Origin of the sequence: Rickettsia sp. Tenjiku01 (genome assembly GCF_001653015.1) — a bacterium.
Lineage (GTDB): Bacteria > Pseudomonadota > Alphaproteobacteria > Rickettsiales > Rickettsiaceae > Rickettsia > Rickettsia rickettsii.
This window is the reverse complement of record NZ_BCMR01000010.1, coordinates 1-12,251: the sequence shown is the minus strand read 5'-3', so window position 1 is coordinate 12,251 and position 12,251 is coordinate 1. Positions and strand designations below refer to the sequence as shown.

The following is a 12,251-nucleotide window of genomic DNA, read 5'->3' as shown; positions in this document are numbered from 1 at the left end:
ATCTGCCTGGCCTTGAACAGAAGTTACTATACTACCTGGACCTGTGAGATAAAGGCGATTCTATTATCACCAGTAGGAGGCAAAAGTGATGTAGCCTGAAAAATCAAAGTACTAGCTAAATCGTTAAAATAGTAAGTATTCCCTGGTGCTTCTCCTGGTCCTGGAGCAAAAGGAGGAACCACTGCAAGTGCTTGTGCATTTGTAACTGGCGTACCTGTTAAAGTGATGTTTATAGCGTTAGGGACATCTACAACACGCCCGACATTTTCTTTAGTCAGATCAACAGGTCTAACCGGTCCAAGATATGTTATTTGGCACAGTCATTGTTGCATTATTAAAGGTATCTAAATATATAGCAGGAATTGCTGGCACATCTGCAGTAAAATTATTTACTTCGCCAAGGGTTACAAATGAACCTGGTACATATGCTCCTCCGCCAAAAGCACTACCATCATCTACTGAGCCACCCCCTACTGTTACGATTCGGTTAGCAGTACCAAGGGCACTAGTGCTAGCAAGCATCAATGCCGCAATTGATGTAAACATGCCTTTTTTTATTAAATTTTTTATCGTTGACTTGACATAATATCTCCTAAATTTGGGCTTAATTGTTCTAACTTATGATTTTGTTATATAAATAACATATTACTTTTAATTGAAAAACATTAATTAATACTAAAAATATCTATAAAAAATACTTATAAATAAGGTATTTTCTATATAAAAAAGCAACTTATGATTACTTTTTCTTGTTTAAAATAAATTAAACTTTATGTACTTTTTATAGAAATTCGGTAAATCGTATATAAAACTTAAGAAATACAAGGGTAAAACCTATCTATTTTAGCTTCTTAGTGAAAACCGCAAAACTTTATTAATTTTTGTACCTCTTATGTCATTCCTGCGAAAGCAGGAATCCAGTAATCTTTAATGTCATCCCGCAACTTGATTGCCGGATCTCAGGACACAGTCTGTTATACAAGATCGGGGTCAAGTCACAGTATAACAGCAAAAAAGACTGGATTCCCGCTTCCACGGGTATGAACACATAAGGGCCATACAACAAAGCCGCAGGACTAATACAATGACGCTTAGAACCTAACAAAACCACTTTTGCTAGGTAAAATCTATAAATTTTTACATAAACAAATTGATTTGCTACGAATAATAGAGTATATAGTATAGACATAATTAATTATCGGGGCGTAGCGCAGCCTGGTAGCGCATCTGGTTTGGGACCAGAGGGTCGGGAGTTCGAATCTCTCCGCCCCGACCATAAAAACATAAATTATAATGTCAAAAGACGACCTCATTCAGTTTACAGGTACAGTACTTGAACTTTTACCTAATGCTACTTTCAGAGTAAAGCTTGAGAATGATCATGTAATTATTGCTCATACTTCCGGTAGGATGCGTAAAAATCGTATCAGAATATTACTAGGAGATAAAGTTATGGTAGAAATGACTCCTTATGATTTAACTAAGGGGCGTGTGATTCATCGTCACTAGTCTTTATAAGTATGAAGCAGAACAGAAAAAACCTACCGATTATATTAGCATCAAGCTCTCCTGCAAGAATTGAGTTACTAAACAGAATCAAAATTATCCCTTCACAAATTATTCCGGCAGATATAGACGAAACACCTAATTTGCGTGAATTACCCGCTCCCTTAGCCATAAGACTTGCTTACGAAAAAGCTATAAAAATTGCATCTAAAATAGAGGAATCAGCTATAATTATAGCTGCCGATACCGTAGCGGCAGTAGGTAGAAGAATATTGCCGAAAGCTACTACTTATGAAGAAGTCAAGAATTGTATTAAGATGTTATCCGGGCGTCGTCATCGTGTCTATACCGGTTTATGTATTATCAAAAAAGAGAATGATCAGCTTACAGTTAGACAAAAAATAGTTCAGACTATTGTTAAGTTCAAAAAATTAAGTGATGAAGAGATTAATTTTTATTGTTCTTTGGATGAGGGAATAGATAAAGCCGGCGGATGTAAAATTTCCGGTTATGCAGAAGCTTTTATCTCATTTATTTCCGGCTCATATTCAAATGTTATGGGATTACCTTTATTTGAAACAGTAAATGCTCTAACTTCTTTAGGTTTTAGATATTCAAGTGTCATTCCTGCAAAAATGAATTATTGTCATTCCGCGACTTGATCGCGGCATCTAGTTAAAAATACTAAAATTATTAATATACTAATTTCTAGACCCCGTGGTCAAGCCATGGGGTGGCATTAAATATTTTTAGATTCCTGCGATCCACGCACATAAATTACCTAGCTACTTAATTCCCAGGCTCATCCAAATGACTTCTCTCATACTTTTCATGACGCTCTTGAGCTTCAATACATAATGCAGCAATAGGTCGTGCTTCTAATCTTTTTATACCTATTGGGTCGCCTGTTTCTTCACAGTAACCATATTCCCCATTTTTAATACGTGATAATGCTTCTTCTATTTTACTTATTAATTTACAATATCTATTTCTACTACGAAGCTCAAAAGCTCTTTCTGTTTCATGAGTAGCACAATCGTTAAGATCGGATTCTTTTAAATTTGCTTCCTTTAAATGATTTAAAGTCTCTTGAGACTCCTTTAATAAATCCTCTTTCCATCTTAAAAGTTTTTGTCTAAAATATTCTAGGTGATTAGGACACATATATTCTTCATCTTGAGAAGGTTTATATCCCATAGGTAATTTAGGTGTTTCTAGCATATTAATATCTCAATATTAACTTTAATATATTATGTTTATAAGGTTTTTAAAATAATATATAACTTAAAATTAATGCAAGAAGATTATGAATATTAATATATTTTATTTTTTAATTGGATATGCGGTAGTATATACAGCTTCTAAATGCTTTATAGTTGTTTTAGTATAGTTTTGTGTAGTAGATAAACTTTTATGACCTAATAGTTCTTGAAGAGAGCGTAAATCTGCACCATGCTCAAGCAAATGTGAAGCAAAACTATGTCTAAATGCATGAGCAGTTAAATGCTGCGGTAAACCATAAAAATGCTTTAATTTAATTAATTCACGATTAAACACCGGTGGTTGTAATTTCTTACCCTGCTTTCCTCTAAATATGGGTTCATTATCACCTAACTTATACGGCAATATTTCTAAATATTGGGTAATTAAATTTTTAGCAATCGGTAACCACGGAATTATTCTTTCTTTACTACCTTTACCTATTATTCTTATAAATTCTAGATTTTGTAGATGAAGTTTCGTAATTGATAATGCTTCCGATATACGTAGACCTGAAGCATATATAAGGACAAGTAGGGCTTTATTTCTAAGTTCTACCCACTTAACATTCCCGTATTCTTCAATATGTTCAAGTGATATTACTACATCATCTTCCGATAAAGCTTTTGGTAACAATTTAGTCTTTTTAGGAGATTTTATAGAAAAAATTATATGACTATTTAATAGTGTTGTTTTCTCTAAGAACCTATAAAAATTTTTTACTGCAGATAAACCACGTGAAATTGAAGAAGCGGTAAAATTATCACAGTTACGTTTTGCAAGCCAACTTCGGATTAATCTGATATCTGCGGTTTTAATATGATTTATCGTTACAAGCTCTGAATTATAATAATTCATAAACTCAAGAAAATGCTTAAGGTCATTATTATAAGAAATTACTGTATGATTAGAGTAATTTCTTTGCAAAACGAGGTATTTTTGCCACTTATTTATTAATGCTTGAATTGATGTATCTAACATTTATAAAAACTTAACTATTTTTAATATTATTCTTAATGCTAACAATTATTGACTCATAATTTTATAAATGTGAGCATGAATTGAGGGTTTATGTTTACATATACGTAACCTATAAAACACAAAAAATTTTTTAGGATAATGAATAATGTGAAATAATACACAATTTTTAGATTTAATGAAATCCTATATGAATCCAGAATTTTATATGAGTTCTATGAAAAATATCCCTAGTGTAGATCTAGTATCTATCACAAATACAATGCAAAAAGCTATGAATATTCTTTTAATAACTCACCAAATTGCTACAGAAAGCATGCAATCTTTGCTTAAGAAAAATTCCGAAATTATACAAAATAATGTTAATACTATTTTGAATACTACTAAAGAAGCAGCAACTTCTAAAGATTTCAAACAAGCTAGTGAATGTCATCAAAAATGTTTAAAATCTATTTATATCTTTTAGCTACTAGATTCCTGCTTTCGCAGGAATGACATAGTGGGAATCTCCTCTCAGTTGCTCGCCTTTCTGTTTAACCAATTTTGTAAATAAGATTCTGCTAGCTCCTGATCTTCTATAATAATTACATTTTCAGCATTACGTTTATCGGCAGCAGCCGTGAAATTAAACGAACCGGTTATTACTTTCTTTTTATCAATAATTATAACTTTATTATGAGCAATTCCCGGTACTTTATCTATATCTACATCAATTTTTGCTCGTTGTAATTCATGTAATTTAGAAAATTTTTGCTTTAAATTACTACGATCAAGCAATATTCTAACCTTTACTCCTCGCGCTTGTGCATTAATAAGTGCAGTAGTAATTAACGCATCGCTCATACCATATGCCTGCATATAAATAGATTCTTCAGCTTTATCTATCTGATTGGCTATAAACTTAGTACAACCGGCAGGCGGAGTAAAACATGTACTAACTTTACTTCTTGAAAGCTCTGAAATATTGTAATGCTTTATTTGCAGAGCAGATAAAGCTAATGATTTTTGACTTATTAGATTAGTAAAATAATCCGGATTCTGTCCATAAATACCTACAGCAATTCCCAAAATAAAGGCAATAGATATTTCTATAAATTTATTATTTTTTCTCTTCATGACTTATTTATATTTTTAGGCGTTGCATAGATCGGCTTTTCCATCATTGCGAGGCAAATTACAAAATAATTGACGAAGCAATCTCATGAGATTGCCATGCAGCCTATGGCTGCTCGCAATGACGATTTAGTATCCCCACAAACAACACCTACTTCCTTACGTAACTTCCTGGAGCTTCTTCAATAGCCTCTAGATTCTGATAATCTAAAGAATCTACTAGCTTATTATCATTATTTTTTATAAGCCAATTAAGCCAATAATTCCACCATGAGCCTTTATATTCCGTAGGTTTCATAAGCCACTCATGACTACTTAAACTTAAGTCATCATTAAACCGATAATTATATTTAGCACTAGCGGGAGGGTTAACTACAACTGCTACATGCCCTGAATCCGTGAGACAAAAAATCTTATGTCCGTTTAATAATTTTACTCCATCATATATTGAACGCCATGGAGCTATATGATCTTCTTTTGCGACTACGAAAAAAGAGTTACAATTAACTTTTCCAAGATCTATTTTTGTTCAGAGTACCTCTAAATTATTAGACTCTTTTAGCAAGTTATTGCAATATGTATTTTGTAAATATTCCTCATACATTTTTGCCAGCAAATTAGTAGAATCCGCATTCCAATATAAAATCAAAAGGCATCGGTTTTTTACCGAGTAAGTAATTATTGACAAAAAACGTCCAAATTAAATCATTAGCACTACGTGAGGATCAAAAAATATGAAACAACGACGCCAATTTTTCAAATTAAACGAGTATACCTTATATCTTTAAACTATTCCACATACTATTAACCTTGTCGATAACTTCCTGACTCATTTCTATTTTTTTACCCCATTTTCTATTTGTCTCAGGGTATATTTTATCGGTTGCATCTATTCCCATTTTACTACCAAGGCCTGACTCAGGAGATGCAAAATCCAAATAATCTATCGGGGAATTATCTATAAAGCTCGTATCACGCCTTGGGTCGCTTCTTGTTGCTATTGCCCAAATTACTTCTTGCCAATTACGAACATCAATATCGTCATCTACAACTATAATAAACTTACTATACATAAAGTGTCGTAAGTAAGACCAAATCCCAAGCATTATTCTTTTAGCATGACCGGGATAGGATTTTTTAATCGATACTACCGCAACTCTATATGAACAACCTTCAGGTGGAAGCCAAAAATCGACTATTTCCGGAAATTGTTGCTGTAATATAGGAATAAAAATTTCATTTAATGCTTCACCTAAGATTGATGGCTCATCAGGCGGTTCTCCTGTATAGGTGCTTAAATATACTGGATTTTTCTTCATCGTTATTGCGGTAACCGTAAATACAGGAAATTCCTCAACATCATTATAATATCCGGTGTGATCCCCAAAAGGACCTTCAGGCAAATACTCCTCTAAACTTACATAGCCTTCCAGAACTATTTCACTATGTGCAGGTACTTTGAGGTCAATAGTTTTGCATTGTACCAACTCTACTTTTTTATTACCGAGTAAACCAGCAAAATTATACTCCGAGATATTCTCAGGTATCGGCATAACTGCTGCCAAAGTTATCGCTGGATTTGCCCCGATAACGATAGCAGTAGGAAAAGGTTCTTTTTTTTCTTCTTTCCAACGTTTATGATGCTCTGCTCCCCCCCGTAACTTTAACCAACGCATCAATAGCTTATTTTCTGAAATAACCTGCATTCTATATATGCCAAGGTTGTAATTATCGATTTTATCTTTTGTTGGACCTTTGGTAAATACTATACCCCAAGTAATTAAAGGCGAAACATCATCCGGCCAACATCTTTGGATCGGTAATATATTAATATTCGGTTTGTCAATGACGATTTCATGACAAGCTGCTTTTGATACGGTTTTAGGAGACATAGCAAATATACGCTTAGCAAGCGGTAACATTGACAATGTTTCTTTAAAAGATGCGGGTGGTTGCGGCTGTTTAAGGAATGCTAGTAAAATGCCAAGTTCTCTTAATTCTTTGGGTGACTTAAATTTAAGCCCCATACAAATACGATTTATACTAGCATAAAGATTCGTTAGAACAGGTATGTCGGACTTAATGCCGTCGACTTTTATAACATTTTCAAAAAGTAATGCAGGTCCGCCTTGTGCTAATACTCTTCTACTAATTTCAGTAATTTCTAAGTCAGTTTTAACCTCAAGAACAATACGCTTTAACTCACCATTTTTTTCTAAAAATTTTAAAAACTCCGGTAAATCTTTAAAGCTCATAGTTTTTTTTGTTTATAATGTGCGACTTATTTTATCTCGTCATTGCGAACAGCCATAGACTGCGTGGCAATCTCATTAAATATCCTGAGATTGCTTCGTCAATTACTTCGTAATTTCCTCGCAATGACGATACGGTATGACCTGATGGATTTCGCTACTTACTAAAATTAGCTTTTACCTGCATATCATGCTGAATAATTGTGTAGTTAATTAGCTCGTCAATTACAGAATTTTTAATATTATATATTATATTTTTTTCTGAATTGACATGAATATTTTTAGCTGTTAATTCATCGATACTACTAGATTTAATATGTGCAAAATATACTTCATCATCTACTTGAAATACAGGCGTATTACTTCCTATTTTAGTATTAAAAATTGATAATAATATTTCAGGAGTTAGTGTTAGATCATTTTCCATTTCGGATCTAATATAGCTTTTTTTGCTTATTTTTATTCCGGTAGCTTTAAGCTCTTTTATGTTCTCTTGATCTGAATTATATTCCTTTGCTAAATCCTTGATAATTTTTAAGTTTACATCTGCAATATTCCGCTTTATCCAAGCTTTATTTACCTGCTCTTTAATAGCATCAAATTCAGGTATTTTTGCCGGCTGAATAGATTTTAATTCTACCAATATAAGATAGCTTTTATCCTCTGTTTCTATAGGATAAGATAATTCACCTTCCGAAAGCTCAAAAATACTATCGGCACTTTCAGCAATTATTTTATCTTCAATAAGCTCTGCATAACTGATATAGTTAACGTTTTGTATCGGTAGCTTATATTTTTCGGCAATTTCAACTAAGCTAGAACCGGCTGCCATCTCATCTTCCAGCTTTTTAGCAAACTCCATATTAAGTATGTCGATTTTTTGAGCCTTTAATAAATCATGTAATTGTTTTTGTACCGCTTCAAAACTTTGATCACCGAATTCATCTTTATTTTCATTATAAAATTCTAACAACTCATCTTGAGTAACTGAGACTTTTAAATCCTTAATATTAGCTTTAATATAAGAAAAGCTGCGTTTCTCAGGTACCTCAAACGCGGTTTTATTATCTTGGTAAAAATCCTTTAATTGCTGACCGGTAGGAGTAGGGATTTGTAAATCTTTCGGTTTATTTTGTAAATCTATTTGTATTAATTCTACTTCTCTTTTTTCAGCCATATAATCTACTATATTGTCAGTCATAGCTTTAGGAACATGGAAACTTTCTATAAAAGTACCAACAAAAATATTTTTTAGAGCTTTTTCTTTGAAGTTTAATAAATATTTTTCTTCATCCATATAAGAATTTCTAAAATAAGTTTTAAAAATTTTTATACTGAAAACACCTTGCTCATTTTTAAAAACTGGTGATTCTTTAACTAAAATTTTAACTGTATCATCACTTAGATCTAAGTCATAATAACTCACTAAATAATCTAAGACATTATCGTAAACAAGCCTTTTTAGGATTCGGTTATCAATATTTAACTGTGCTATTTCTTCATCCGTTAAACTTGTTCCCGTTTGCTTACTTATAGCATTAATTTCTAAAGATTTTGCTCTCAAAAAATCTTCCTGGGAGATATTTTTCACATGAGAAAAAGTAACAATATCGCCGCTTCTTCTTCCATTTAATACATCTTTAATACCAAAGCCGACAAAAGCAAAAGCTATCATTGCAAATAAAACCCGCATTATAAAACTATCGGCAGTTTTTCTAATATTATCTAACATAATTTTTTATTTAAGTTTTTATCTTCATTGCAAGGAAATTACGAAGCAATCTCAGGATATTTAACGAGATTGCCACGTTGCTTCGCTCCTCGCAATGACGCTTCTCAAAACTACATTATAAAGCAAAAAAGCCTATATAGTCAAACTATATAGGCCTTTTTTATGATTATAGAACGGTTAATTAAAAATTAACACGAACTTTTACACTACCTTGCTGAGCGAAATACTTACTTCCGATATTGGTATCGTAGTTAATCCCGTATTCCATCATTTTATGCTTAGCAGTAACACCGACACCGACATCAAAACTTGTTTTGCTTTGCTTAAAGCTGTTGGTTGGAAGAGGAGCAGTCATACCTTGTAATCTTGCATCAATCGCCGAAACTTTATTCTTGAATGCATAATCGACCATTGCGTAAAGCTCAGGTGTTAGCACTATTTCATTGACATTGATATTACTTGATACTTTAGCACCGAGTAAACCGTCGAAAGTATTATAGTTCTTGCCTTTAACGGTAAGATTTTGGTAAGTAGTACCGGTTTCCTTATAGCCCTTATCTTTGATAGTCGAATATCTAAGCCCAGCTAGCGGTGTTAAGTTAATGTTCTCAGGCATCATATAGGTATAACCAGCCATTAACTGACCTGTATAGCTTTCGGATTTATACTTACCGTTTGCAGTTTGATAACCGACAGTCTTTAGTATCGTTGCAATAACACGTCTTGATTTGCTTCTTATCTTATTATCTGAGTAAGATGCTATAGCTTCAACGAAGAGATTGTCATAAGGTACATTATATACACCGTATAAAGAATAGATGTTGCTCTCTACCTTATTCTTATCGCCCGTTTTATTATTTTTTAGCTTAATGTCAGTATCGGCTCTTGTATATGCAAGTCCGAGTGCTAGATCATCGCTAACGAAGCCGTCAAAACCTATAGTGCCACCAGTTGTATCAGACTTATAACCACTTATACTGTTACACATCTTCTGCGTTGCATTACCGACAAACGGGCTTATCCACGCACCAAACTTAGCATCCATATCTTCATCACCGGAAGAAACAGGACCTTTATTCCCTACTTGTACTTTATCCATTCTAGCAGTTAGAGCAGTTATATTACTTGATATATTACTCGCTACAACTTGATTATTAACGGCAGCTATAGTATCGCTAGGTTTTACAAAATCTTGCATGAGATGAGTTGCAGCATCTGCTTCCTGTAGCGGTGTCATTAGACCAAAGTTATTGAAAGCTTGACGTGCATCTGAACCATTGGGAGCATCCTCCATTAACTCAAGCGATTTCTTTACATTTGCAGCATTTGGGATATTTGCAAGCGGTCCACCCGGTGTAAAATCTTCATCTATAACATCTGCAGCTATATCCTCTGCAAATAACGTTAAAGTTGATGCATCAAAAGTAAAGTCAACAAAACGGTTGTCATTATTAATAGTTATTTTAACATTCTCTTTAGGAGTAGGCTTTAAACCACCTGCTGTTTCTGCAGATATTACCGTATATTTTGTATCTGGGCTTATATTATTCATGTCGAAATTAGTAGCAGTAACAACAAGTGCTAAAGTTGAAACCCCTGATAAATCAAGAGTACTACCTGATTTAATTAAGATATTACCACCTGACTTAGCTGCTCCGTCAAAAGTAGTATTTAAGGTTAGCGTATCGGTAAAGCTACCGGTGCCAGTATATGTCACTTGATTTGCACCTAAAGTAAGTGTAGTACCACTACCTGTTATATTACTATTAAAGGCTAGGCTATTGCCGAAATTAATAGTAGCACTGTTAGCTACAAAGCTGGTAGCCGTTACATTTTTAGCAAAACTAGTGATAGAACCTTTGGCTAAAGTAACCGCACCTGTATTAGTGAATGTATTGGCAAAAGTTGTAGTACCGCCAAGTGTCGCCGTACCTTTTGCGTTAACACTGCTTGCAAAACTTGTAGCACCTGCCGTTGTGATATCACCAACCGAATTAGCCGCAGTCCCTACAACACCGCTAACACTACCACTATTCATGAAGTTTAGCTTCAGAGCCTGACCACCGGTTTTATTTATGCTGCCTTTTAAGTTAAAGTATGCAGGTAATGTTAAAGTATTTGTGCCTGTACCTTGGATTTCGCCGATTTTAACGCTACCGCCTTTGGCAATAGTTACATTTCCTGCACCTACTTTTAACATAGCAATCCCGTTTACTCTATTAAGATTACTTGCACCTAAAACTATTAACGTACCGTTATTAGTACCGCCGGTATTTTGGACTGTTCCCACAACATTTACATTGTTATTTAATGTTACCGTACCGTTTTTTGCATTAAAATCTAAGAAACCGCCAATATTACCGGTTTGAGTTAATTGAACAGCATCATTAACTAAAACTACATTTGCCGTAGTAGCTCCAAGTTCTAATTGACCTGTCATATCAAGCATTATATTTGTTGCATTAAAAGTGGTACCTGCCGCGCCAAAATCTCCCGCTCCTTTGAAAACTATAGAGTGTAACTTATGAGCTCCACCAAACGTCTTGCCTCCGGCTATCGTTAATTTTTTTCCTGCAGTTACAGAATTTAATATTACTATACCCTCATCGTCATCATCAGGGTCTATATTCGCACCTAGTGTGATCGTACGGTCGTTTCCTGAACTATTTTGTAATATTAATTGAGCATTCTCACTTACAAATTGAATATTTCCTGCCGGTATATTTAAATTACCATTATTTGCATCAATCGTATAAGTAGCATAGTGTATTTGTATAGTACCAGCATTACATGCTGTACTACTAGTAAAATTTGCATTATCGTTAATAAACACGGTCTGTATACCTTCTAAATTTACATCGCCAGTCATTGTAATGGCACGCTCAATAAATAAAGAGCCAAATTTATTACCGCCTCTATTACCGATATTTCTAGCGGTACCTGCTACATTACTCCCAACATTCAGGCCATGAACCCCACCATTAAAGATTATAATACCTTCATTATCACCGTGAGCTACTAAATCAGCTGCTAATAATACATTATTTACTCCGACTCCGGTTAAGTTAGAAAATATTAAAGTAGAATCTGGAGCTCTAAAATGAATCTCTTGAGCATTGAATATAGTAATATCACCAGCACCTACATCAATTCTAAAAAGACTACCGGCTCCAATATTGATTTTTGCAACTGTTCCTATAGTTGAATGATATGTCGTAAGTGACTTTGTATTAACATTTAATATAGCATTATTGCCGTTTGCTATAGCTCCTTTAAAATAATAATGGTTTGGGTGACCACCAACACCAAGAGGTCCGTTAAACTCTAAAGTACTCCCGGCTCCAAAATCTATATTATCCGCAATTAGGCTTCTTCCAGCTTTTAATGTTACTCCTGCTCCTACATTCACT

11 protein-coding genes and 1 tRNA gene are annotated in these 12,251 nt (G+C 33.9%); 4 read left to right on the top strand and 8 right to left on the bottom strand.

The window, feature by feature from the left end:
* Positions 1-288: 288 nt before the first annotated feature.
* Positions 289-522 carry a hypothetical protein gene (locus TENJIKU01_RS03650; protein WP_064429318.1) on the bottom strand — a complete coding sequence of 78 codons (234 nt, stop codon included), beginning with the start codon at positions 520-522 and terminating at the stop codon, positions 289-291.
* Between the two features lie 677 nt (positions 523-1,199).
* Between TENJIKU01_RS03650 and TENJIKU01_RS03645 the strand changes: the two genes are divergently transcribed.
* The 3 genes from TENJIKU01_RS03645 (at position 1,200) to TENJIKU01_RS03635 (ending at position 2,168) form a co-directional block, all read left to right on the top strand.
* Positions 1,200-1,276: transfer RNA gene (locus TENJIKU01_RS03645), tRNA-Pro, on the top strand.
* 17 nt (positions 1,277-1,293) lie between these two features.
* Entirely contained in the window at positions 1,294-1,509 is a 216-nt protein-coding gene (gene infA, locus TENJIKU01_RS03640; RefSeq protein ID WP_010977828.1) for a translation initiation factor IF-1, read from the top strand.
* 11 nt (positions 1,510-1,520) lie between these two features.
* The gene (locus TENJIKU01_RS03635; RefSeq protein WP_064429247.1) at positions 1,521-2,168 is read left to right on the top strand and encodes a Maf family protein; all 648 of its coding nucleotides are present in this window, start codon (positions 1,521-1,523) and stop codon (positions 2,166-2,168) included.
* A 127-nt stretch (positions 2,169-2,295) separates the two neighbouring features.
* Here TENJIKU01_RS03635 and dksA read toward each other — a convergent pair whose 3' ends face one another.
* Together dksA and TENJIKU01_RS03625 are read right to left on the bottom strand one after the other, a co-directional pair.
* Positions 2,296-2,727, bottom strand: coding sequence for an RNA polymerase-binding protein DksA (dksA, locus tag TENJIKU01_RS03630; RefSeq protein ID WP_064429246.1), 432 nt, complete (start codon positions 2,725-2,727; stop codon positions 2,296-2,298).
* A 102-nt stretch (positions 2,728-2,829) separates the two neighbouring features.
* Positions 2,830-3,747, bottom strand: a complete 918-nt coding sequence (locus TENJIKU01_RS03625) for a tyrosine recombinase XerC (RefSeq protein WP_064429245.1) — start codon at positions 3,745-3,747, stop codon at positions 2,830-2,832.
* A 175-nt stretch (positions 3,748-3,922) separates the two neighbouring features.
* Here TENJIKU01_RS03625 and TENJIKU01_RS03620 point away from each other — a divergent pair, with 175 nt between their 5' ends.
* Positions 3,923-4,210 (top strand): phasin family protein, encoded by a 288-nt coding sequence (locus TENJIKU01_RS03620; RefSeq protein ID WP_064429244.1) that lies wholly within the window; start codon positions 3,923-3,925, stop codon positions 4,208-4,210.
* A gap of 47 nt (positions 4,211-4,257) precedes the next feature.
* Here the strand turns inward: TENJIKU01_RS03620 and pld are convergent, their stop codons facing one another.
* The 5 genes from pld to TENJIKU01_RS03600 all read right to left on the bottom strand — a co-directional run.
* Positions 4,258-4,860: a phospholipase D gene (gene pld, locus TENJIKU01_RS03615; RefSeq protein ID WP_064429243.1), complete on the bottom strand. Its 603-nt coding sequence runs from the start codon at positions 4,858-4,860 to the stop codon at positions 4,258-4,260.
* Between the two features lie 148 nt (positions 4,861-5,008).
* On the bottom strand, positions 5,009-5,155 hold the full coding sequence (locus TENJIKU01_RS09640) for a hypothetical protein (protein WP_227779936.1): 147 nt from the start codon (positions 5,153-5,155) through the stop codon (positions 5,009-5,011).
* 478 nt (positions 5,156-5,633) lie between these two features.
* Positions 5,634-7,112 (bottom strand): UbiD family decarboxylase, encoded by a 1,479-nt coding sequence (locus TENJIKU01_RS03610; protein WP_064429242.1) that lies wholly within the window; start codon positions 7,110-7,112, stop codon positions 5,634-5,636.
* A gap of 154 nt (positions 7,113-7,266) precedes the next feature.
* On the bottom strand, positions 7,267-8,841 hold the full coding sequence (locus TENJIKU01_RS03605; RefSeq protein ID WP_064429241.1) for a SurA N-terminal domain-containing protein: 1,575 nt from the start codon (positions 8,839-8,841) through the stop codon (positions 7,267-7,269).
* A gap of 181 nt (positions 8,842-9,022) precedes the next feature.
* Positions 9,023-12,251 (bottom strand): autotransporter outer membrane beta-barrel domain-containing protein (locus tag TENJIKU01_RS03600; protein WP_153019867.1); only part of this gene is annotated, 3,229 nt, incomplete at its 5' end.